The sequence below is a fragment of the Ohtaekwangia koreensis genome, from assembly GCF_900167975.1.
Taxonomy (GTDB): domain Bacteria; phylum Bacteroidota; class Bacteroidia; order Cytophagales; family Cyclobacteriaceae; genus Ohtaekwangia; species Ohtaekwangia koreensis.
The window spans coordinates 445,427-467,360 of the sequence record NZ_FUZU01000001.1 but is presented as its reverse complement, the minus strand read 5'-3'; the positions used below and the strand labels follow the sequence as shown (position 1 = coordinate 467,360).

26 protein-coding genes are annotated in these 21,934 nt (G+C 37.4%); 7 read left to right on the top strand and 19 right to left on the bottom strand.

The annotated features are described in order from the left end of the window. Positions 1-85: 85 nt before the first annotated feature. From B5Y40_RS02025 to B5Y40_RS30075, 11 genes are all read right to left on the bottom strand, one after another. Complete coding sequence (locus B5Y40_RS02025) at positions 86-475, bottom strand: RidA family protein (protein ID WP_079687052.1); 390 nt, start codon at positions 473-475, stop codon at positions 86-88. 93 nt (positions 476-568) lie between these two features. Next, positions 569-1,141: a Crp/Fnr family transcriptional regulator gene (locus B5Y40_RS02020; RefSeq protein ID WP_079685038.1), complete on the bottom strand. Its 573-nt coding sequence runs from the start codon at positions 1,139-1,141 to the stop codon at positions 569-571. A gap of 74 nt (positions 1,142-1,215) precedes the next feature. Further along, positions 1,216-1,578 (bottom strand): VOC family protein, encoded by a 363-nt coding sequence (locus B5Y40_RS02015; protein WP_079685037.1) that lies wholly within the window; start codon positions 1,576-1,578, stop codon positions 1,216-1,218. Between the two features lie 146 nt (positions 1,579-1,724). Next, on the bottom strand, positions 1,725-2,267 hold the full coding sequence (locus B5Y40_RS02010) for an NADase-type glycan-binding domain-containing protein (protein ID WP_079685036.1): 543 nt from the start codon (positions 2,265-2,267) through the stop codon (positions 1,725-1,727). 118 nt (positions 2,268-2,385) lie between these two features. Next, positions 2,386-2,820 carry a DUF1801 domain-containing protein gene (locus B5Y40_RS02005; RefSeq protein WP_079685035.1) on the bottom strand — a complete coding sequence of 145 codons (435 nt, stop codon included), beginning with the start codon at positions 2,818-2,820 and terminating at the stop codon, positions 2,386-2,388. Between the two features lie 96 nt (positions 2,821-2,916). Beyond that, positions 2,917-3,285: a hypothetical protein gene (locus B5Y40_RS02000; protein WP_079685034.1), complete on the bottom strand. Its 369-nt coding sequence runs from the start codon at positions 3,283-3,285 to the stop codon at positions 2,917-2,919. A gap of 154 nt (positions 3,286-3,439) precedes the next feature. Further along, positions 3,440-3,778 carry an FUSC family protein gene (locus B5Y40_RS01995; RefSeq protein WP_245840456.1) on the bottom strand — a complete coding sequence of 113 codons (339 nt, stop codon included), beginning with the start codon at positions 3,776-3,778 and terminating at the stop codon, positions 3,440-3,442. Between the two features lie 11 nt (positions 3,779-3,789). After that, positions 3,790-4,302, bottom strand: coding sequence for a hypothetical protein (locus tag B5Y40_RS01990; protein ID WP_245840455.1), 513 nt, complete (start codon positions 4,300-4,302; stop codon positions 3,790-3,792). A 125-nt stretch (positions 4,303-4,427) separates the two neighbouring features. Continuing rightward, positions 4,428-4,577 (bottom strand): HopJ type III effector protein, encoded by a 150-nt coding sequence (locus tag B5Y40_RS01985; protein ID WP_245840531.1) that lies wholly within the window; start codon positions 4,575-4,577, stop codon positions 4,428-4,430. 270 nt (positions 4,578-4,847) lie between these two features. Next, positions 4,848-5,399: an REP-associated tyrosine transposase gene (locus B5Y40_RS01980; RefSeq protein WP_221408858.1), complete on the bottom strand. Its 552-nt coding sequence runs from the start codon at positions 5,397-5,399 to the stop codon at positions 4,848-4,850. A 90-nt stretch (positions 5,400-5,489) separates the two neighbouring features. Further along, positions 5,490-5,969 carry a lipocalin family protein gene (locus tag B5Y40_RS30075; protein ID WP_079685031.1) on the bottom strand — a complete coding sequence of 160 codons (480 nt, stop codon included), beginning with the start codon at positions 5,967-5,969 and terminating at the stop codon, positions 5,490-5,492. 292 nt (positions 5,970-6,261) lie between these two features. On the opposite strand from B5Y40_RS30075, the gene B5Y40_RS01970 reads away from it, so the two are divergent. Continuing rightward, complete coding sequence (locus B5Y40_RS01970; RefSeq protein WP_143785571.1) at positions 6,262-7,833, top strand: WG repeat-containing protein; 1,572 nt, start codon at positions 6,262-6,264, stop codon at positions 7,831-7,833. Between the two features lie 225 nt (positions 7,834-8,058). Here the strand turns inward: B5Y40_RS01970 and B5Y40_RS01965 are convergent, their stop codons facing one another. Further along, positions 8,059-8,604, bottom strand: coding sequence for a protein-disulfide reductase DsbD domain-containing protein (locus B5Y40_RS01965; protein WP_079685029.1), 546 nt, complete (start codon positions 8,602-8,604; stop codon positions 8,059-8,061). A gap of 120 nt (positions 8,605-8,724) precedes the next feature. Next, positions 8,725-9,372 (bottom strand): hypothetical protein, encoded by a 648-nt coding sequence (locus B5Y40_RS01960; protein WP_079685028.1) that lies wholly within the window; start codon positions 9,370-9,372, stop codon positions 8,725-8,727. An 869-nt stretch (positions 9,373-10,241) separates the two neighbouring features. On the opposite strand from B5Y40_RS01960, the gene B5Y40_RS01950 reads away from it, so the two are divergent. From B5Y40_RS01950 to B5Y40_RS01925, 6 genes are all read left to right on the top strand, one after another. Beyond that, positions 10,242-10,517, top strand: coding sequence for a helix-turn-helix domain-containing protein (locus B5Y40_RS01950; RefSeq protein ID WP_079685026.1), 276 nt, complete (start codon positions 10,242-10,244; stop codon positions 10,515-10,517). A 351-nt stretch (positions 10,518-10,868) separates the two neighbouring features. Then, positions 10,869-12,056 (top strand): HlyD family secretion protein, encoded by a 1,188-nt coding sequence (locus B5Y40_RS01945; RefSeq protein WP_079685025.1) that lies wholly within the window; start codon positions 10,869-10,871, stop codon positions 12,054-12,056. Between the two features lie 14 nt (positions 12,057-12,070). Then, entirely contained in the window at positions 12,071-14,257 is a 2,187-nt protein-coding gene (locus B5Y40_RS01940) for a peptidase domain-containing ABC transporter (RefSeq protein WP_079687049.1), read from the top strand. A gap of 7 nt (positions 14,258-14,264) precedes the next feature. Then, positions 14,265-14,591, top strand: coding sequence for a bacteriocin (locus B5Y40_RS01935; protein ID WP_079685024.1), 327 nt, complete (start codon positions 14,265-14,267; stop codon positions 14,589-14,591). A gap of 262 nt (positions 14,592-14,853) precedes the next feature. After that, positions 14,854-15,048, top strand: a complete 195-nt coding sequence (locus B5Y40_RS30070; RefSeq protein ID WP_079685023.1) for a class IIb bacteriocin, lactobin A/cerein 7B family — start codon at positions 14,854-14,856, stop codon at positions 15,046-15,048. 12 nt (positions 15,049-15,060) lie between these two features. After that, on the top strand, positions 15,061-15,249 hold the full coding sequence (locus B5Y40_RS01925) for a class IIb bacteriocin, lactobin A/cerein 7B family (RefSeq protein ID WP_079685022.1): 189 nt from the start codon (positions 15,061-15,063) through the stop codon (positions 15,247-15,249). A 722-nt stretch (positions 15,250-15,971) separates the two neighbouring features. Here B5Y40_RS01925 and B5Y40_RS01915 read toward each other — a convergent pair. The 6 genes from B5Y40_RS01915 to B5Y40_RS01890 form a co-directional block, all read right to left on the bottom strand. Then, complete coding sequence (locus tag B5Y40_RS01915; RefSeq protein WP_079685020.1) at positions 15,972-16,634, bottom strand: HEPN domain-containing protein; 663 nt, start codon at positions 16,632-16,634, stop codon at positions 15,972-15,974. A gap of 263 nt (positions 16,635-16,897) precedes the next feature. Next, entirely contained in the window at positions 16,898-17,746 is an 849-nt protein-coding gene (locus tag B5Y40_RS01910; RefSeq protein ID WP_079685019.1) for a TIR domain-containing protein, read from the bottom strand. An 88-nt stretch (positions 17,747-17,834) separates the two neighbouring features. Continuing rightward, positions 17,835-18,776, bottom strand: a complete 942-nt coding sequence (locus B5Y40_RS01905; protein ID WP_079685018.1) for a hypothetical protein — start codon at positions 18,774-18,776, stop codon at positions 17,835-17,837. A gap of 127 nt (positions 18,777-18,903) precedes the next feature. Further along, on the bottom strand, positions 18,904-19,548 hold the full coding sequence (locus tag B5Y40_RS01900) for an HNH endonuclease (protein WP_079685017.1): 645 nt from the start codon (positions 19,546-19,548) through the stop codon (positions 18,904-18,906). After that, positions 19,532-20,779 (bottom strand): AAA family ATPase, encoded by a 1,248-nt coding sequence (locus B5Y40_RS01895; RefSeq protein ID WP_079685016.1) that lies wholly within the window; start codon positions 20,777-20,779, stop codon positions 19,532-19,534. The genes B5Y40_RS01900 and B5Y40_RS01895 overlap by 17 nt, the downstream gene beginning before the upstream one ends. Before the next feature lie 522 nt (positions 20,780-21,301). Then, complete coding sequence (locus B5Y40_RS01890; RefSeq protein ID WP_079685015.1) at positions 21,302-21,910, bottom strand: JAB domain-containing protein; 609 nt, start codon at positions 21,908-21,910, stop codon at positions 21,302-21,304. Positions 21,911-21,934 lie beyond the last annotated feature (24 nt).

Sequence of the window (21,934 nt, the reverse complement as noted above, 5' to 3'; positions counted from 1 at the left end):
AAGAGTAGTATTCTTCAGCCCAATCCATCATCTAAACAGAAGCACATAAAAATAAAGTCTCTACCTATAAATTCCTTATCCAAGCTCACCTTATCACCGTAGCTTCCAATTCAACTTTAAGTGTTTCGAAAAGACCTTTTACTTCAAGCAAGGTGCTTGCTTGTTTAATGCCATGCTTTGCGATCCAATCTTGAAAAACATCGAAGCAGGTAAAGAGCTCGTCTGCTGACGTTGTATAGATATTCAGTCTTGCTATATCCTTAAACTCATACCCAGCCGTAATGATAACTTTTTCGAGGTTTTGTATAGACTCGATCAGTTGTGTTCTCATATCTCCTGAGCTTGATTGTCCATCAGCATGTACTGCTGCTTGTCCGGAGCAATAAAGTATACTTTGTGATTGCTTTACTTCAACGGCTTGCACATAACTCCGCTGATCCTGCCATTGCCAGGGATTAATGATTCGCTTTTCCATTTGTTTAATTTTTGTGTTTGTATTTTGTTGCAATTATTAATATATACTGCAAAGCTGAAAACAATGCACATTTTAGTCGCGTGATAAATATCACTATTTACAAAAAGAAGAAAGTCTGCTAAGTGTTTCACGTGAGACTCCTAAATACGAAGCCAGCAACGATTTAGGCACACGCTGTACTAATTGAGGATAACGCTTCAGCAATTGCTCATAGCGTTCTGCAGCATTGGAGGTAATGAACGACAATATGCGTTGCTGCGATGCTATATGACCGGCAATAGATTTTTCAAGGAAGAAACGCTCAATTTTCTGAGACCCTTCACATAACTTCTTATAGTCTTCAAGCGAGATGCACAACACATCGGTATCTTCAATACACTGTAGCGACATGGTAGCTTTTGTCTGCGTATAATAAGCCTGAAAATCACTCTCCCACCAGTCTTCCATAGCGAAGGAGACTATATGTTCTTTTGCTGACTCATCGTTATATAACAATTTCAAAAGTCCTGATACAACATAGTACAGATACGCAACACCCTCACCTTGCTGAATAAGGAATTCTCCCTTTTTAAAATTTTTAACTATAAAATGAGATCGAATGAAAGCGAACTCATCATCTGTTAGTGGTATTAACTTTTCTATCTGGTATTTGAGTTGCTCGTGCATGGACACTTTTTCGTATTCATATCAACTAAACCGTAGTAAACTCTTCGCGGTTACTCTATTCGTGTATTTTCACTTCACCATTGCTGAATGACAATACCTAATTGTTTATCCGTTACAGCAAATTCTTTTGCACCCCATGGGCGAAGCGTAATTTTACTAAGGTTGGGATGCAGAAACTCTGGATGCGATGAACTTATCTTTCTATATACTTCCTCTATATCATTCGTTACAAGTCTAAATTCAGGGTTATGTTCTTTTGCTAATTTCCTATTTTGAAAAAGATTTATATGCAGCCCATCTTTTTCAATTACACAAAACGGATTATCTGATTTCAATTCATCGTGCCTAATACTAAACTCCAGACAATCGACAAACAGTTTCAGGGCATCTTGAATATCTATATAAAACACATTGGGAACTAACTTGACAAATTTCATAAATCATTAGTTTAAATATTCAACTTTTGAATTGTTCTTTGATGTCTCTGCAATGGCGGTTTTACTTATCAACGCTTAGCCCTCCAATATATATTTCGGTTATCGCTGTCTTTTCACCCCTGGCGCCTTTGTAAACATCAAGTATTTCAAATTCTATTATCAAAGGTGCGTTCGCAAATCGGATCCAATCTTTGGCATAAGGAGAATTCCTGCAGTTGTCTTGTATCGGCTAAATTTAGTTTTTCAAAGCGTATACCATTTACCAACATCTCAAGCACCTTAACGCGTGAGTATTCTGCCCATTCTTCCTTCGATTTAACGAAGCCGTTAACCACGACAATTTTAGTGACTGCCGGGTGATTGCTTTGTAAACCAAAGGTCAGCGATTCACCAACGCCATATCCCTGAACGCCTTCAACCCAAGCGGTCTTAAAACTTAAGTCAGCAGCATTTTTTGCCGAATAGTCAATTGAGTCTGATGTTAGTTCTGAAGAGGCACGTTGTGAATCAAATGAGTATCCAACAATATCGTAGTGCGCTACATCTATAAATTTATCCTTTTTATACTTAGCATCGTCTTGGGCACTCAGGTCAACTTGGTGTCCTAAAGTTGGAGTTCTTCTTGTGTTGTCCTGTCCGAAAGTTTCAACAGAAATTAAGAGTAGTATAAATAAAACCGATCTCATCATTGGGTGTAAGCTTCCCATATTTAGGACGTCCGCAAATTAGAAAATTTCATTTATAGTTGTGGCTATAGCCCGCTGTGGATTTGTGGGAACCTCTTCGGGAGTTTTCCGTAATCCATGGTTAGTTTATTTTGCCAGTCGCCTCAACCCCATATCGCATTGCCGCCTCAAGCACTTCAATATTTATGTTCTTTAGCGTTTTGAATTTAATGCAATATCCGGTTACACTGGCCTTGCCTATTTTTTCGCCGTACGTTTTGACTAAGTATGTCTTATCATCGAGGCCAAGTATATACACAGAGATTCCGGTTTTGTTTGCACTGATACCAATTTGATAAAACTCCTTGGTCTTTCCATCAGTATATTTTATGGTATATTGTCCATATCCTATATTAGGATTAGAAACAGTTTTACTTTCACTGTCTTTACCATCCAGGAACCATAATTTACATGCTGGCATTACTTGCAGAATGATGCGGTGCAACGCTTGCATGTCGCTGCGTTTTGGTTCAGGTTGACTAGCAATATACTCTTTGATTTGTCCTTGCACGTTCATATAAATTATAGGTTGCTTACCGTACGCAATCTAAAGATATTGATTAACAGCTAAGTGTTGTTGGCCGAGGAACACCAACAAAGCACTGGCTTTCTGTTAGTCAGAATTTCGAATAAAAAATTCAATAGTTGCATATGCTCCTCGAGCCTCTCTAATGGAGTCCTTTGAATTTTCAATGCGATGCCTTTCTTGAAAATAGGTTACTAGTCCCGATGCAAACATTGCGAAGAAGGCAGAAAGAATTCCTCTGGTTACAACCTGGTTGTCGGACTCTTCCAATACTCTAGGAATTTGTTTAACTCTTTCAATTAATCCAGAGTCCAATAAGTTACTGATCAAATATTTCTTGAGCTCTTCATTGTATTGGTCAAACTCCTCAATATCATCCATTGTAGGACTACCATTTATCAGGTGTTCGGCTCTGAATTGGATGTCCTTAATTTGTCTTCGTGCATTTGCATTCATACAAGATAATGATGGTAAAAATTGCTACTGACACACTGGTATATGAACATCGTTGCATTCTACTCTTCGCTCATTGATTGTGAAACCATAGCTGTCATATCCACAACTATGCTTCGAGTCTTCCTTTGACGCTGCAGAAATTAAAGCTGTCGTTTCATTTCAAATTTCGCTCACTTAAAAGATTCTCTAATTCTTTCTTACTATACTTTGAATTATTAATCAATTTAAACGCAAAGAATAAAGGGATTAGTGTAAAAAATCCTAAACTGCTTTTCGCAATGCTATAGATTACAATTCCTATCAGAAATCCAATTAATACAGCATTCGTTATGGCCGTTGATTTCATTTTTTTTGCTTCTAACAACAATTCCTGGTCTGTTAATTCTGATAGTTTTCTTCCTTTCATCTTCATTATTTTGTTTGTGGATATTTTTATCAATATAGCCTTTTCATAATAGCCGCCAACATTCGATATAAGAACATCGTTGCCCATGGAGTGTTGTTCTACTCTTCGCTCATTGATTTGTGAACTATATGCTGTTCATCTTTTCTTTCCTTTTTCCGCCTCTCCGATTTTACCTTTGCTTGGTACTTACTTTTATCACCATGAAAAAACATGCTTCTCTCGGCTAAAGGAGAACCTTTCTTAATCATAACTCCATTGAACTTGCAGTCATCATATCCACAATTATGCTTTGAGTATTGTCCAAAGCTTCGGTGCTTAATCCTTTTGTCTTTGAGAATTTTTTCTTGATTGGCGATAATGTCAGACCAAATTTGCTTTTCGTCTGCTACTGTTAATGATTGCCCAATTGTCGATACCCAAAAAAAGGTATCCGGATCTTTCAATTGCAAAAAGTCAAACGTCTTCTGGAAGAACTTATGTGCATACTCCCTTACCTCGATCTTCTCATCCAAGGTCAATTTCTCATTCTCAATTATTGATCTATAAAGTCCCAGGGTATTAAAGTCAGTATACTTCTTATGATTGTCGATGTAGAAGAAGTACTCCTTCAAAGTCAGCTGGTTAAAGTTCTGTCCGATCTTCATTTTACTTCTTTGTTACAATTTAAGAAAATATGTTTCAGAGATCAGTATATATATCGTTCTTACTACGATAAACACATAAGCTAAATCCCCAATTACTTTGAAACCAGAGCTTGTCCTTCAAAAATTATCCCTGGCCAGCCGTGGAGCATAAACTGCCTGATATTTTGGTGATCAGTTCCATCGGGATTCTCTAATACCGATCGATAATGCTCTGCAAATAAACTAAGTGTAGTAAGTTTCAATAAACGCAATCACATCCTTAAACAGGAGAGAATTGTCTTTTAACTTCTTTAACAAAATTGGAAGCTGCTGTTTCATTCAGATAAATTTTTACAAATTTAAATAACCCTTTGAGAATGAAAAGTGGCTATCGCTGGGGAGTACATGGGATCATGTACAACTATATATGGATGTCCCCATGCCTTTGTTGGTGTTCTTCACCGACAAAACACTCACACCCCACGCCTTTGTTGGTGTTCTTCACCAACAAACACCCACACTCACACCTAACACTACCCGTCAATATGTACCAAGAAATCCCAGCGTCTGTCTCCGCTATAATAAAAGGAAGCACTGGAATAGTAATAATCTTCAGAGTACTTACAAAGGCCGGCTTTAACCGGGTTTTGATGTATATAGTCTATCTTCTCCCAAAGAACTTTACTAGACCATAGCGATATACTCAATGAATTGCGCTCCCACACCTGATGCTTCCTGTCCCGGGCGTTTACAACTAAATCGTATTGTATAGGTGACTCCTCGGTGCGTAACACTTTTAGTATCTGCTGACTGGTGTATCTTAGAAAGTCGCGCTGGACTGCCTCACGGGTATGCTCATTCATAATCTGCCAAATGAGATGAAAGTGATTATCCATTATAACAAAGGCATATACCGTAACGCGATTCGCTTTACTTAAAAAGGACAAGCTGGAAATAATTATTTCTTTAAAACGATCATCATGTAAAACTGGCTTCCATTCGAGGCATGTAACAGTTATGAAATCCGGATGATCTTTAGCGTATTGGCCAATGCGCAATGATGGCTGCGTACTGTTCTTTTCCACAACGGTATATTTTTTATAGTAACGTTAAATTAGTATGGAGAGCGGGTGTGGTTTGTTGGTGAAGAACACTAATAAAGGCATGGGTTTTTATTACTTGATCCTCTTAAAAAAAACCGGAGTATTACTTGTCGTTGTTGCCGAACTGTCCTTTATATATACACTGTAGTTAATCCTTACTTTGTCAGCGTTAATCATTCGTATAGGAAAAGATAGGTCAGGCAATGTTCCTTCAAAAGGCGGCTGAGTCTGTCTGTTTTTATGAATAAGTACTTTCCCCTTATGCGCTATTTCCCAGTTGCCAGTATGAGTCTGGATATGGGTGTTCCCCGTGTCATGAGTTTTAAATCGAAAAGTCCTATCACTAAAAAACTGGATCGTATCAATGTGAAAGACTGTACTTGTATCGCGAAAAACAGCACCTTCAAGGTATCCGTTGTATATTGCATATTCCATTTTCCAAGATCCTACAAGGATATTAGAAACTTCAACGTTTTTACTCTCCTTTCTTGACTGTCCGAAACTAAAGAAGGAAAACAATATCAACGTAATCGAGTAACAGAGCGGCCTCATAAGGTATAATTGGTCCTACATCGAAATATATGCAATTACTCGGATAACACCACGTCCACACCTTTGTTGGTGTCGTCTTCACCAATAAAGGCGTGAGTATATACTTCACTTCTATCGTATTGCGCGATGTGCAATAATGGCTACACACTGTTCTTTTCTACAACGGGTATATTTGAAATTACGATAAAACTGGTGTGGGCTTGGGGTGTGGTTTGTTGGTGAAGAATACCAACAAACGCATAGAGGAATAAAAATGCAACGGGCACCCCACTAAGATTAAATATCCACATCCTTGATTTTAGACATTGACGGAAATATATTGGCTGAGATTTCCATTTTTGAATCCATGAAATACAGTGTACTACTTATTGCTCTTTGTGTATTCCGTAGCCTTTCTTCTGCACAGGAAAAAGAGGGAGAAGCAACCGCTATGATACCCGAAGAAATACCGGCCGTAAAATTCGAGCAAGACGGTTTATATGGGTTAAAAAATTATTCAACCAGCAAGGTAATTTTGCCGGTAATATATTTATCAATTGAGGACCTATCTTCTAACGGGAGGTTTATCGTAACACAGCGCGACCAACGCAAAGGCCTATATCACGCATGGTCTGGCAAAATGATCATTGCTGCAGAGTATAGCGATATTGAGATTGAAGACAACTGGACGTATGAAGATTACGTCACTCACGGCAGGAATGATTCAACATTTATTGCTTTAGTAAAAAAGAATAACCATAAAGGTGTATATATTTTCGGCCCGCAGTGCCAAAATATACCAGCAGAATATGATGACATTATCAAAGCCATCCCAACCCAGTGCTATATCGGTGTTAAGAGCAACCGGTATTCTCTTTTTGACAATAGTGGAAAGCTCCTTATAAGTAATCAAAACAAGATTGCAGTTTTTGAAAGCGATGGTCAAAAAAGCTTGTTCATTCAAATTACAAGTGATCAGGGCATAAAACAATTATACGACCCAAAAAAAGCTGGCTATATATTATCCGGTAAGTACGATCAGATCAGTGACTACTACCACGATCAGTTTATTGTAAAGCAAAAGGGTAAATATGGGATGGTGAATAGTATGAGCAAGGCAATTATCCCCTTCCAATACGATACGCTGGCATTCTTAAAGTCATATACTGTTGTCAGATTGAAAGCCGCGCAAAAGAAGCACTATGCATTGCTGACACTCAAAAACAAAGTACTCACAAAGTTCGAGTACGGTGACATTACGAGAAATGGGCCATTTTATACTGTAAAACTTGATAAAGGATATTCCATCATTGACTCAACTGGTAGTCGTATTACTTCTGTTTATGATCATATAGGTGTGTTTCAAAGTGATACCTGCACCATAGCGCTGAAGGATAAGTCAGGATATATCAACAACAATGGTAAAGTACTTTCATTCGGCAAACCGAGAAAAGGATATGGATTCACAACATTGAATGATCTGTACAGTGGTTTAGTAGAAGCCCTGAAAGCCGATAACGATACTATATTGACTGACTTTTGTGCGAAAATTATTTTCGACCAGGGCACATGTGAGTATATGAGGCGCGTTAACTTTTCTTATAGAGGAGTTCCTCGTCAAATTACCGCTGAAGGCAAATATAGTATCAAGACTGCCGTAGAGACGTACGCTGAACACCTGAGGCATTTTAGAGAACAGCTGCGAAAAAGTAACGAACTGCAAAGTCTGCGGTTTGTGAGTACGGAGGGTAACTATGACCAGAAGCCTCTAGGAACGGAAAGCATAGGCATATTATCCACAAACAAACAGAAGTATACATTTAAAATCGGTGAGCTATTATACCTGGACAATTTTTGGAAGGCGTTTACTTTCCCAGAGTGGTAACTGGTTGATCTGGGTAGATATACTATGTTTGAAAATAGCTGAAGCCAGATAATCTTTAGAGTATTGCGCGATGGCCAACTCAGACTGCACGATATTCTTTTTCCATACGGGTATGTTTAATGTAACGATAAACTGGTGTGGGAGCCTAGTGTGGAATTTACAATTTCAATTTTTATTACGTTCACCTCTTTCATTGTCCAAAGGTGGTTGCTGCTAACGTTTTGGTCAATTAGTTATCGAAGAGCTTCCTTTCACCGTAAAAGATATTTCTTCATCAAAATGAGAGCATTGTCCGTGATCAAGACAAACCATGTAATCAATAGCACCATTAATTATAAAATCATCTTTACTCGCAAGTTTGATTTTTTGTTTGAACACCGCGTCCCTTTCAAAATAGAGAACTTCCATCTCTAGGTTGGAGTCATATTTCTTTATTGTCTCACCTTCTTCAGTTTCTCCTATTAGTCTATAAGTCTGCAAACTATCATAGGTAAATTCCGTGGAAGGCCCCTTCCCTGGAATATGTTGAGAATATAAATGCCATCCCGAATCCAGCTTCGCTGTACTAACTAACATAGCTTCCCCGTTGCCACTTTGTTCAACTGTAAATGTCCAGCGGCAAGGTTGTAATATTTTATTCTCAGTATTTGAAGCACTGCCAAAAGGATTTTTAGTTTTATTGCTAGTGTCAGGTTTCTTCTCGCTACAACTAGCAAACGTCAAGAAATTTAAAAGAAGTATTGTCGACAATAATTGATTTTCTATTTTCACTGTTCTGTATTTAGTCCCATTTTTAAAATCTCATTTAGATTGTCCTGCCCATTACCGCCAACGCTCGGGTATAAGAACATCGTTGCCTTCTATGCCGTTTTAGCAGATTATAACAGCCCGTTAAAGTTTCTTTAAAACAATCTGGCCGCAGGGAATCCGTATAAAGTCCATCTGGTTAATTCTATAAAAAAGGCTGTGTGCTTCTAAGCCAAATCCGGCTCTCGTACCAGTATTATAAAACCCCTGACCTTGCGGAGCTTTTGGTTGATTAAAAAGTATTACAAGATAGAAAAGGCATTCTTGCCTAGGATATATAATTTTATGAAACGTAGTTGGTTTAGCTGAACCATGGTCAAAAAGCGACTTTAAACTTGTAAGGCCATAGTTATACGCAGCTTCTTTGTCTAGCGTCATGCTGTCTTGTGGGAGAAATATCTTAAGGTAACCATCAGGCGAGCCAGGAGAAGAGAAGAAATCAGTAGGAAAATCTATTGTTACTTCTATTGGATCATTTGCTTCATTAATGATGCGATTAAAAAATATCAAGCTACTAAATCCCTGTTCTCTTCTCCCAGAATCAAGTAACGGTGTTCCCCACTTAGGTAAACTATTTTGTATTATTACGTTTACCCCCGTAGGATCGGTGTACCTCGCCTCGGTGTCTATGTACGTTCCAGGATAAAATGTCAGTGCCTTTTTTGTCGAAAGGAACTGTCCTATGGCAGTAAAGCAAATCGTCAATAGTATTGAAGTAATCAAGAGTCTCATAAGTCTGTCTCAAATCTATCCGAAGGCTTGCGCACAACATTCCAATATAAGAACATCGTTACCTATATAAACGTTAGCAAACGAATATAGTATATTAAGTTTATAGTCCAAAAATGAATTATAAAGTATATATACTTAAACTCGATTACAACTTGCGTGCAAAACATTAATACGCTTTACAGTTCATCGTATTAACGCATTTCTCATGCCTTTGTTGGTGTTCTTCACCAACAAACACCCGCACTCACACCTAACACTAACCTTCAATATGTACCAGGAAATCCCAGCGTTTGTCTTCGCTATAATAAAAGAAGCACTGGAGTAACAATAATCTTCAGAGTATTTGCAAAGACCGGCTTTAACCGGGTTCTGATGTATATAGTCTATCTTCTCCCAAAGAACTCATGCCTTTGTTGGTGTTCTTCACCAACAAACATTCACACTCACACTTAACACTATCCGTCAATATGCACCAGGAAATCCCAGCGTTTGTTTCCGCTATAATAAAAGGAAGCACTGGAGTAACAATAATCTTCAGAGTATTTGCAAAGGCCGGCTTTAACCGGGTTCTGATGTATATAGTCTATCTTCTCCCAAAGAACTTTACTGGACCATAATGATACACTCAATGAATTGTGCTCCCACACCTGATGCTTTCTATCACGGGCGTTTACAACCAAATCATGTTGTATAGTGACTGCTCGTTGCGTAAAACTTTTAATATCTGCTGACTGGTATATCTTAGAAGGTCGCGCTGAACTGCTTCACGGGTATGCTCATTCATAATCTGCCAAATGAGATGAAAATGGTTATCAGTAAAGCATCAAATACGATGCACCAAAATTGGTGTAACATTTTCGGCTAATAGGGTGGAATTTTCGGCTGTGAAGGAAGAGCAGCTTTTACAGCAACTTATTGAGCAGATGGCCGTGAAATTCACGGAACTCCGAAAAAAGAAGGGCTATACAAGCTACGAGAACTTTGCATTTGATCATGAGTTGTCAAGGATGCAGTATTGGCGGATAGAAAATGGTAAGACAAATATTACTTTGAAAACCCTTTGTAAGCTGCTTGTTATTCATAAGCTCACACCTGAAGAATTCTTTTCATCGTTAGCCAAAAAAGATCCAAAGAGTAAGAAGTAATAAGTGACAACAAGCTAAGGCTCAAGTTCTTCTTTGTCGCGGTCATATACTTTTTTATCCCCGTCATAGCGAAAGTTTTTCGAAATCAAAAAGCGAATGTACCTTTTTTGATACTTTTCCAAAGGTTACACCAACTGCCTATACCTAATCAAAACCTTTCATTTCCATTTTATAGTATAAGGTACTACGCAACGAGGTACTTTTATACTATATCGCTTGTCTAAACGGGGTACGCAGGGTATTTATCCGGTTAGTAATATTTATGGCATTTTGAAACTGCAATAAATCGAGTGACACCTCAATTTTGGCTCAGCCCAAGCAAACCGAACTTAGTAATATCTGCTTTAACCTATGAGTAGTAAAAAGAACAATGAATCTCTGTTTCCTATTGAGATCATTGCATCCACCAGTGGTTCTTTAGCAGATCGCTATTCTGGCCATTCCCGGATCATTTATAATGCAATAGTTATTACGGTACTCTTAGGGCTTGGGTCTTTGCCGTTTATTTCAATTGATGTCAGTATAAAGGCAAACGCACTTATTCGACCTTCCTCAGAAATTAGTGCAGTTCAATCATTGGTTAACGGGCGTGTTAAAGAATCATTCGTTTCGGAAAATCGGCATGTTAGAAAAGGTGATGTACTATATATAGTGGAGAGTGATATAGCAGTTGAAAAAGAAAAATACCTCTTAAGCAAAATAAGTGAGGCAAAATACTTCATAGACGATCTTAAAGCATTAAGTGAGGCATACTCTTTTGATGAAGAGCTTTTCAAAAAAATAAGCACCTCTCTTTATCAGCAATCACTAGCAAGTTTTCAACAGAAATTGAATGAATCAACAACTCACTATAACAAAACGCTACACGACTATGATCGGAATAAAAAACTACATGATGAAAAAGTCATTGCGGATTCAGAATTTGAAAACTATGTTTTCGAATTAGAGAAAGCAAAGCATGAAATTGAAATTCTCCGACAGACGCAATTATCGCTATGGCAAACTGATTTAAACAATTATAACAAAGACCTGCATGAGTACGAAACTCAACGTACTCAACTACAAAAAGAAAGTGAAAATTTAGTAATTAAAGCGCCTGTTTCCGGGACGGTACAAAGTCACCTTGGTATATATTCTGGTAATGTGGTTTTTGCAAACCAAGACTTGTTACAAATTTCACCTGACACCAATCTCATTGTAGAGGTATATGTATCACCCAACGATATAGGACTTTTACAACATAAGATGAAAGTAAGATTTCAAATAAATGCCTTTAATTACAATCAATGGGGTCTAGCATCCGGGAGTATTGTTGAATTGCCAAACGATATACAGATGATTGATGACCAACCGATGTTTAAAGTAAAATGTTCGTTGGACAAAGATCATCTAACGCTTAAAAATGGATACAAAGGTTTTCTTAAGAAAGGGATGACATTACAAGCCAGATTTATCGTCACAGAACGCACGCTATGGCAGCTTCTATATGACAGAATAGACAATTGGATGAACCCGAATATATCTACCGCTAGCCTTTAATCCTTATATACATGATGATAAAGCCAGTTAAGGTAAAGCAGCGTGATATTACGGATTGTGGTGCCGCCTGTTTAGCCTCGATCGCAGCTTACCATAAGCTAAAAATTCCCGTGTCACGTATTCGACAACTTGCGTCAACGGATAAGAAAGGAACGAATCTGCTAGGTATCATTGAGGCTTCGACAAAACTTGGATTTGACTCCAAGGGGGTTCGCGGAAATCTTGATAGTCTGACAAAGATCCCAATGCCTGCAATTGCACATGTCGTAATGAACGAAGTCTTGCAGCATTATGTCGTGGTATATAATGTTACCACTACATCCGTTCAGGTGATGGACCCCGGAGACGGAAATATTCACAAGTATACTAGCGAAGAATTTAAAAAGCTTTGGACAGGTATATTAGTATTGGTGTGGCCTAATCAAAATTTCGAAGCAGGAAATAATAAAATATCTGTATTGTCGAGGTTTTGGTCATTGCTTCAACCTCACAAGAGTATCATTTTTCAAGCTTTACTTGGCGCACTTGTTTATACACTTATTGGTCTATCAACATCAATCTACGTTCAGAAAATTATTGACTATGTACTTGTAGATGGCAATCGGAACTTATTGAATCTAATGAGTATAGCAATGATTCTGCTATTAGTAATCCAGATTTTTATAAGTACTGCCAAGAGTATATTTATACTGCGGACGGGACAATTGATAGACGCACAGCTCATTTTAGGATACTATAAGCATTTACTTAAACTGCCTCAGCAATTCTTCGATACCATGCGTGTGGGAGAAATCACATCCCGCATTAATGATGCAGTGAAAATTCGTGTATTTATCAATGATACATTGATCAGCATTGCCGTCAATTTTTTCATTATTATTTTGTCGTTTGCGCTGATGTTTACCTACTATTGGAAGTTGGCTTGCGTCCTTCTTTTAATTATACCATTCTACTCAGTTGTTTATTTCATTACAAACAAATACAACAAGAAAATTGAACGGAGGCTAATGGAGAATTCAGCCGAGCTTGGTTCACAATTGGTGGAGTCGTTAAATTCCGTCAGCACTATAAAGGGCTTTGGTCTTGAAAACTATACCAATCTCAAAACAGAATTTAAATTTGTAACGCTTTTAAAAGCGGTCTATGAGTCAGGCGTCAATAGTATAGTCTCAGGAAATGCTTCCGAATTTCTTTCGCGTATTTTTACAATCGTTCTCTTGTGGGCAGGCGCAGGATTTGTTCTCGATAATCAAATTACGCCTGGTGAATTACTCTCTTTCTATGCACTTATTGCTTATTTCACAGGGCCGGTTAGTAGTTTAATAGGTTTGGATAAAAGTATTCAAAACGCAGTTATAGCAGCAGATCGCCTTTTTGAAATCATGGATCTTCAACGGGAAGAAAGTGAAAATAAGGTCAAGTTAACGGCAGACATGATTGGTGAGATTACAATGAAAAATGTTTCGTTCCGCTATGGTTCCCGCACTGAAGTTTTTAAAGATATTAATCTTACTATTCAAAAAGGAAAAGTCACTGCACTAATAGGAGAAAGCGGATCAGGAAAATCAACGCTTATCTCCCTTCTTCAAAATCTATATCCCATACAAAAAGGCAGCATTACCATCGGCAGATATGATTTAAAGTATATCGAGAATGAATCGTTGCGAAATATAGTGAGCGTTGTGCCTCAGAAGATTGATTTATTTTCTGGTAATGTTGTTGACAACATTGCTATAGGAGATCACGAGCCAGACATGAAAAAAATTATTTCAATCTGCTCTGATCTTGGTATACTTCAATTCATAGAAAAGCTTCCGCAGGGTTTTAATACATACCTGGGTGAAAATGGTGCCTCTCTATCTGGTGGGCAAAAGCAGAGAATAGCTATAGCACGGGCCTTGTATAAGGACCCCGAAATTTTAATCTTGGATGAAGCAACATCCTCGCTTGATTCCGCATCCGAGCGTCATGTTCAGCATATGATTAACCATCTCCAGAACCAAGAGAAAACCGTTATACTTATTTCGCATCGCTTAAGCACTGTATTTAATGCAGATAAGATCATTGTTTTGTCAGACGGAAAAGTTGTAGAAGAGGGCCGGCACGATGATTTGATAATTAACCAAGCACACTATTACAATCTATGGAAACAGCAATTTCCATTCTTGGATCAGATCAAAGAAACCATTCAAAATATATAGTCTCGATATGGATTTTGTAAAAGGAATTGAGAGAATTAGAAAGGCAAATCTAAAAATCAGGAACCAACATACCGGAAACCCGAAAGTATTTGCGAGTTCTTTAGGTATCAGCAAACGCCAACTTTATAACATATTTGATTTCTTCAAAGCACATGGGGCTACAATAAAATATAGTCGAAGCTTGCAAACATTTTACTATCCTGAAGATTTTGATATCATCATCAATTTTTCGGTTAAGACTATAAATGAAAAAGAAATGGAATCAATTTCTGGAGGTGCGATCCTATCTTGCCCTTCCATACAATTTTACTACACAGAAGGACATTATTTTTAATTACGCGATACGTGTATCATCTCCTGTTTCAGAACTGTCTTTCCGAATATAAAAGAACGTATGCATCAATTAACTAACATATATAGCGCTCTAAGAGGCACTATAGACTTTGAAGTAGCTAAAAAAATAAAAAAAAATTCACTTTATCTTCCGTGCAATAGAATTGCACGGAAGGACTATATATTGGCAAAGTAATCTGAAAGCCGGCTAGGTTACAAACTGTTCCAGACAGTTTTCTGGGATATATAATAGTACAAAGTGTATGCTTAATTCAAAATTAGAAGAATGTGGCGTTGTTGAGTTGACAACAAACGAACTCGAAGAGACAAATGGCGGCTTTCTAGCATTGCTGGTAACACTAGCGCCTGCGTACGCAATTCAAGCGGGCGTAGTAGGGATGCTAGCTGCTGGAGTAGTGGCTAGTTTCAAGTCAGGCTATAATGATATGCGGTCTTAAATCTTAAAGAAGATGGAAAAATTAAAATTATCCGAAGTTAATCTGCAAGAAGCAGAGTTAACTGAGTTGTCAAACGAGCAACTAGCCAATACAGATGGAGGAATCATTCCTCTCCTTTTAAATGTAGCGGCTGCCTATGGTGGTTTACTTGCACTTTCTTATGCAGCAGGAGCAGCTTACGGTTATTTGACAAAAGATTAAAATTAAAATTAGGGGCCAAGTTTACTTGGCTCCAATTTTTATATCTTTGATATTAATATATAGATCCAAATGGAAAAGAAAGGAATTGGTTTTTATTTGAACATATTAGGAGCTTCGCTTGGACTCAGTATGTTTTTCAAAAGTGCGTGGTATATAGTCAAGGCTGTGTTTCATGTAGGTAATCCCCTATCAGAATCTTTTTGGGATTATTACTTTTCAAGTTTTCAATTTCTAAATTTAAACTCCTTACTGCTTTGGACGGTAACTTTTATTATAGTTCTTATTTCTGTAAATATGTTCGCATCTATAAAGAAAACGACCTAAGAAAATATAGGTTCTTTCTCGGAAGCCAAAAAATCTTTTTAATATCCATTGAAATGGTACGAAAAATTCTGTACCATTTTTGTTTTTATGTTATCATGTCTATGGTGAAGCACACCAAAGGCATTGAAGACATATACCGTAACGCGATTTCGCTTTACTTAAAAAGGACAAGCTGGAAATAATTATTTCTTTAAACCGATCATCTTGTAACACAGGCTTCCACTCGAGGCATGTAACAGTTATAAATCCAGATGATCTTTAGCGTATTGCATAATGTTCAATGATGACTGCGTGCTGTTCTTTTCCACAACGGGTATATTTTAAAGTAACGTTAAAATAGTGTGGGTAGCACGTGTGGTTTGTTGGTAAAGAACAATAACAAAGGTATGGGCTTTTCATCACGTTGTCCTAGAAATAAAATTTGTCACGCCTTGATACATAAGTTCAACCTGTTCTTTTGTATATTCTGAATATTGTCCATGAGCAGCTTTGTTTCTTAGGTCTAACCATGATGTGATACTTTTTTGATCAAGCTTATTGTAAATGCTAGCAGAAGCCAATTCAGAATTCATCAAGTCCGCTTTCTTGGGATTAGGTTTGCCGTCTTTAATTGTCTCAATCGCGATTGAATTCCTAAGACAGAGTTGCCTTATATGCTCTTCTAATACGCTACCTATCATAACAGCTGCTGGGTCTTTATAACTTTCTTTCAAAAGATATTCAGCCATTTCAAGAAAGTCAGAAAAAATTTCTGCGGATATTAGCCCTTTCACAGTAGATAACCATCCTCCATCAATTTCTCGTTTAACTGCCTTTAATATTCCGCGCCCCTCTTCTGTATCATATGGTGATGCCTTTTTTGCTTGCTTATTAAATTCAGCATAAAAGGGATGGTCAGTTCCAAATGTGCTTTTTAAAAAAGATAATGATGCTGCTCGAAATTCATTGAATTGTTCCGATGAAACATGTGAACCAAAATCACTACTCCGTTTTGTATTGAGAACCTGTCCAGCGATAGTTATTAATTCGTCAACTCGTTTTTTTATGTCTTCTATTTTCATTTATAAATAGTTTTTTTAGCCTTTGTTCCTAACTTCAGATATAAGAATATCATTCCTATACCCTGTTACCCAAAAGATGGACACGATATGAATGCATGTATCTATAAATTAGATTGCAACTCTCAGCACGCAATGTAACGGTTATAAAATGGGATGATCTTTAGCTGTATTGCGTAGTGTGCAATGCTGGTTGCCTGCTGTTCTTTTCCACAACAGGTATATTTCATAGTAACGTTATAACAGATTACGTATTTTGGCATTGGTCATTGCTCAATGGCCTCGATAATTTTATCGGCCAATTCATCAATTGAGTATGTGGATGTGTTGAGCGCAAGTATATCGGCTATCATGGGACTAAAATTCATTACCTCATTTTTGGTAATCTTATGCCATATAGGAAGGATAACTTTTTTGCCTTCTATCTCCTTTGCAAAGAGGCCGTTCAGTTCTTTAACAGTCCATTCCTTTTTTATATAGGCTTCTGAAAGAACGACAATTCCATACCGCGAGTTTAGTAGTCCTTTATCAATAGAAGAACGTAGGCTATCTCCAACTTTTAAGGTAATGGCATCGTACCAAACTTTAAGACCTTTTGCTTGCAGCACATCAACAAACGGCTTTACAAAATCTTCTTTATCATCTGAGGCGTGTGATACGAATACGTCATAGACAACATCCTGAGCTGAAGCGGGTATATGAGCCGACCATGTTTGTATTGGCATTCTTTTTTGCCACTCCATCTCTCTGGTTATTTGCTGTTGAATATTTAAAATCTCCTTCTGCTGACTCATCGCTTTATCTCTTTCGACCTTCTCAACTTTGTTTAGTTGCTGCTGAAGTTCGTTTCGCTTTTTCTGCTTGTCGACAAGGGTCTTGGTTTTTGAATATTTGTCCTTCTCTATTCTTGATATTTCTTCGTTTTTGCCTGTTAAATCTTTTTGATATGTGATTATTCTTTTAAGATCCTTTTCGCGACTGATCTTATCCAAAATTGAATTGGCATCCTTTTGCTTTCTTGAAATGTTGTCATCTAAGGAATGAATTTGACCTTGAATGGTATTGATTTCGCGATCCGCTGTTGCAATTTGAGATATGATTGATTGGGCACTCATTTTAATTTTTTATCTCTGCCTATTCCATATAGTGCTTGTTAGCAAAAGAATACCAACAAAAGCATAGGAACACCAATAAAAGGCAGTTCTATTTTCCTTTCATCCCTGATAATACCTGGTCCAAATTTCTTTTTTGTAAAGTAAATTGATATTTGTCAGATTGATAACTACTGGCAGTGCTAAGGTCAATTAAGATCTTTAGTTCTCCATTTCCATTACCCACAAGGTGATTATAAATCAATGGATTCTTGTCATCAGGAGATTCGGATACTGTGTTTTTAAAGAAAAATACCCTTTCACTTTTAACATCTCCACTTGGAAATTTTATTTTAATTGTTCCAAATTCACTGTCCGGAAAGTTCTCTTTAAAACTCAGTGTACTATTATAAATTTCAAAGTAAATTCCGTGACCATTGATAATACTTTTTACATAAACGTCTGAATTGACTACTGTTGATGTCTCGTGGCTTCCAGATACCACAGTAAAAGGAAATCCCTCACCTGTTTTATCTCCAAATTCATCTACAAAATTTCCCTTTTGCCATTGACCCAAATTCTCCGTAAACTCTTTTAATTCATTTTGCTTTTCAATTAAATCAGTCAACATATTTTTCGTATCAACTGATAGATCTTCTTGATTCGACTTAATCATTTGTATGTTTTTAAACAAAAAACCTTTCTCATTTGGAACTATATAAACATCAGCGTCCTCAGATTTAATGAATAGACTGTCATTTCTTGTCTCTATTTTAGAATTTATAGAATTAGTTTGTCCTGCCAGAAACATAATTCCTTTAATAGAATCTCCACTAATCTTAAACTCGATTACTGCATTTTCAACCACTTTATTTAACAGCGCAGAAGCAAATGCGTTTTCGGTTCCCGTTTTCTCTTGCGTGATTTTCATAAGAGATTTTTTGTCTGCCACAAATACACCTTGAATCTTTTTTATCTGACTGTCTTTACAAGAAATTAATGTCACGAATAAAAATGAAATACAAATCTGTATTGCTAAATTCAGCTTTATCATAGTTTAATTATTTTGTCGTTTATAATTAATGAAATGGATTCGATATGTATACTATAAATCCGATTATAGCTTGATACGTAAATCCAAAAAATCATTGGTAGCGACTTTATATGCATTGTTTACAGTATCAGATTTCACTATCTACTAACATCTTACAAAAAAAAGAATAAACCTTATCGTCACCCACCTCTTTCATAATCTGTTTTCTAATAGCTTCCTTTATTGTCGCATTTGCTTCTCTCTTATATGAATCAATCATTCCCTTTAATGCTTTAATTCTTTCTGCTCTAGCTTCGATTAACTCGTTACGGTTTAAGCCAATCTCTAACTCGGTTAGTCTTGCTCTATTGTCATTGTCTTTTGGCCATAAGAACACTCCCCATGCATAAAAATGATTGTCCGGGCTATCTATGTATGGATTGATGAATGCATTGTTAGGATCGTAGGTATCAGATTTATTCCTGTTACACAAAGGGCAAGCAAGGCCTAGATTCGCGTATTCAAATGTTAGCTCAGGAAACTTTGTCTTAGCCTTTGGCTGAATATGTTCAATGTGTAAATCCGTAATATGCTCCACCTTGCTTTCACAATACATGCATTTACTGTTACATTCAGTTCTTAATGCATCCTTAACTTCATCATGGTTATATCTCGTGTATAAAGAATCAGGAACAGGTTGATTGTTGGCAATTAAATGAAGTAACTGAGATTTCCAGTTTGTCTTATTAGCAAGGAGTACAGCGGGTTCACCCGATTTAGTCAGTTTTATCATCCTTCAGAATATTTTTCATCGCTTCAGGCATCATATCTTCCAATCCAATCTGCTTTAGTTCATTTCTCATCTTATCAAACGAGTCTTCACTTATAGCTTCTTTAGAATACTTGTCAACAATTTCATTTATACTTGCTTCAACCCAAAGTGGCATGGTAAAGGGTACTCCAAGAACTTCATTCAAAATTTCTGTTGCAGTTTTAGCCTTATTAACCAAGTCTAATTTTTCATTAGCCACTCTTAGTTGAGACTGTTCGTTTTTAACATGTCTAAAGGCGTATACATTTGAATCTTTTACTGAGCCGACTATTAACGGGCTATGAGTGGAAACTATAAACTGGGTATTAGGAAAAGCAATTAATAGATCTGGTAAAATCGATCTTTGCATATTGGGGTGAAGGTGATTCTCTACCTCATCAATTAGCACTGTCATGAACTCATCTCCCTTATTTGTAAATGTATAAATTTGCCAAGCCAAATCGATAATTGCACTCACTCCACCTGACACAGCGTCCAACATAAAGTCTCCGGAATCAGTTATAAGTACGATTTCATAATTTCTTATAGTAATTTCTTTAAACCCCAAAGTTCGAGGAAGTACTTTTGAAAGAACTGTTTGAAATCCCAAAAAATAATCCTGCAGTTCTTTGTCAGCCTCTATGAATTTATTGCCTTCTCCTCCAATCGCCCAATTCAGCAATGTTTCTTTAATGTAAAAACTGCTAGTTTGGCCACCACTGCCATAGAAGAAATTTATACTAGAATCCTTAACTAAATTGAACGCCTCTTGCTTGCTCCGTTTTGTAGTTGAGATTTGTGACACCTGACGATAAAAGTAGGTAGAACGATGCGATGGTATACTAATGCCTTTTATAGTTTGTCGTCCGTTTATCGCTATTTGATATTGCGGAGAATTGTTAGAAGGAATTGTTAATGTTGCTTTGTTACTGTTTGAATAATGTAGTTCTCCGATCTGGTTATCATTGCTTTTTGAGGGGCTCTTGAAAAATCTAGTAAAGAATTTAAATATCCCAGTCTCTTCATCCTTAGCAGGTGTCGCTAGCTCAGAATGCTCCCACCCAAAATGCCGTGATAGTATATTCAACATTGTAGTCTTGCCGCTTCCGTTGGCTCCTGTTAATACAGTCAAATTAGGATGAAATTCTATGTCAACTTTACTAAACTGTTTCCAGTTTGTAAGTGTCAACATTTTAAATCGTAGGTCTGCCATTTTTAATTTAATATTGCTGCCAGCGCTCAGATAATTAAGAATACCGTTGCCTATATAAGCATTGTTATCGAATATATTCGTTAAGTCTTTAACCCAAAAGATAAGCTATATGTAAATATTTCGAACATTATCCAACAGTCAACAGTAAATTAACTTGGAAGCACTATCATCTCATTACCAAATTTCCCAACACCATACTTTTCTTTCCCAATAGCGCATTTCAGTTTCCGAAGGTATAAGCTGATACTAAACATTTATCTGTTAGGATATACAACAAAGCCCATCCTCTGCCTACTTTATTCAAGTAGCCAAAAGATGGGCTCGATGTGAATATATATAACTATAAATTAGATTGCAAATCTTGGTACGCAATCATTTAGCAAAAACTCAATTAGTAGTTATACTCCGCGTGAGGGATAGTAGCGGAAAGCCCGGAGCGTGGGCAGGGGTGTGCGAATGGCTGCGAGGACTTGTAGCGGATAGCCCGACCCGTAGGGGCACGCCCTTAATATTTACTTATATCTATAGCTTCTTAATATCAATCTTGCGTAGCTGCGTTATTCGCTGGATGGTGTCTGTATCTATACCCTCCTCTTTCATTTTCCTGGCCATGTCTTTCCGTTCTTTATCACGCTCTGCCTCCAACTTCATTTCTTGCAGCCAACCTTTTTCTTTATCGATTAACTCGTAGCGGCCGCTTTGTTTTAGTTCGTCCATTATACCTATATCTGCGAAGCTGGTGTAGCTCTCTTCGGTTATTACGAGGTGGTCGAGTACTTCTACGGCCAGCATGTTGCCGGATTTTATCATGCGGTCGGTAAAGTCGCGGTCGGCTTCCGATATCTTTACGCTGCCGCTCGGGTGGTTGTGTACGAGGATCATCTTTACGGCAGCTTTATAGATGGCCATGCGAAATACTTCTGCCGGTGCTATCTCTACGCGGTTGGTGGCTCCAAGACTCACCAGCTCTATAAAAAGTATTTTGCTGGCGTTGTTCAACCCTATTACCCAAAAGTGTTCCTGACTTCTGCGGATTTTATTCTCGCGCAGCAGAATGGTTTGCATAATGGTAAATATATCGGCCGAGTTAAGAACCTTGATCTTATGTGCAGATGATAGGCGAACGTTCATATTTGCAATATATAAATTCAGCAA

Bases quoted from the DNA above. Each gene is read 5' to 3' on its own strand.
- B5Y40_RS02005 (WP_079685035.1), bottom strand. From the start codon at position 2,820: ATGAACGTGCAAGGACAAATCAAAGAGTATATTGCTAGTCAACCTGAA.
- B5Y40_RS02000 (WP_079685034.1), bottom strand. From the start codon at position 3,285: ATGAATGCAAATGCACGAAGACAAATTAAGGACATCCAATTCAGAGCC.
- B5Y40_RS01945 (WP_079685025.1), top strand. From the start codon at position 10,869: ATGAGTAGTAAAAAGAACAATGAATCTCTGTTTCCTATTGAGATCATT.
- B5Y40_RS02020 (WP_079685038.1), bottom strand. From the start codon at position 1,141: ATGCACGAGCAACTCAAATACCAGATAGAAAAGTTAATACCACTAACA.
- B5Y40_RS01960 (WP_079685028.1), bottom strand. From the start codon at position 9,372: ATGAGACTCTTGATTACTTCAATACTATTGACGATTTGCTTTACTGCC.
- B5Y40_RS01915 (WP_079685020.1), bottom strand. From the start codon at position 16,634: ATGAAAATAGAAGACATAAAAAAACGAGTTGACGAATTAATAACTATC.
- B5Y40_RS01910 (WP_079685019.1), bottom strand. From the start codon at position 17,746: ATGAGTGCCCAATCAATCATATCTCAAATTGCAACAGCGGATCGCGAA.
- B5Y40_RS01995 (WP_245840456.1), bottom strand. From the start codon at position 3,778: ATGGGCAACGATGTTCTTATATCGAATGTTGGCGGCTATTATGAAAAG.
- B5Y40_RS02015 (WP_079685037.1), bottom strand. From the start codon at position 1,578: ATGAAATTTGTCAAGTTAGTTCCCAATGTGTTTTATATAGATATTCAA.
- B5Y40_RS01940 (WP_079687049.1), top strand. From the start codon at position 12,071: ATGATAAAGCCAGTTAAGGTAAAGCAGCGTGATATTACGGATTGTGGT.
- B5Y40_RS02010 (WP_079685036.1), bottom strand. From the start codon at position 2,267: ATGATGAGATCGGTTTTATTTATACTACTCTTAATTTCTGTTGAAACT.
- B5Y40_RS01900 (WP_079685017.1), bottom strand. From the start codon at position 19,548: ATGATAAAACTGACTAAATCGGGTGAACCCGCTGTACTCCTTGCTAAT.
- B5Y40_RS02025 (WP_079687052.1), bottom strand. From the start codon at position 475: ATGGAAAAGCGAATCATTAATCCCTGGCAATGGCAGGATCAGCGGAGT.
- B5Y40_RS01895 (WP_079685016.1), bottom strand. From the start codon at position 20,779: ATGGCAGACCTACGATTTAAAATGTTGACACTTACAAACTGGAAACAG.
- B5Y40_RS01905 (WP_079685018.1), bottom strand. From the start codon at position 18,776: ATGATAAAGCTGAATTTAGCAATACAGATTTGTATTTCATTTTTATTC.
- B5Y40_RS30070 (WP_079685023.1), top strand. From the start codon at position 14,854: ATGCTTAATTCAAAATTAGAAGAATGTGGCGTTGTTGAGTTGACAACA.
- B5Y40_RS01890 (WP_079685015.1), bottom strand. From the start codon at position 21,910: ATGAACGTTCGCCTATCATCTGCACATAAGATCAAGGTTCTTAACTCG.
- B5Y40_RS30075 (WP_079685031.1), bottom strand. From the start codon at position 5,969: ATGAGGCCGCTCTGTTACTCGATTACGTTGATATTGTTTTCCTTCTTT.
- B5Y40_RS01935 (WP_079685024.1), top strand. From the start codon at position 14,265: ATGGATTTTGTAAAAGGAATTGAGAGAATTAGAAAGGCAAATCTAAAA.
- B5Y40_RS01925 (WP_079685022.1), top strand. From the start codon at position 15,061: ATGGAAAAATTAAAATTATCCGAAGTTAATCTGCAAGAAGCAGAGTTA.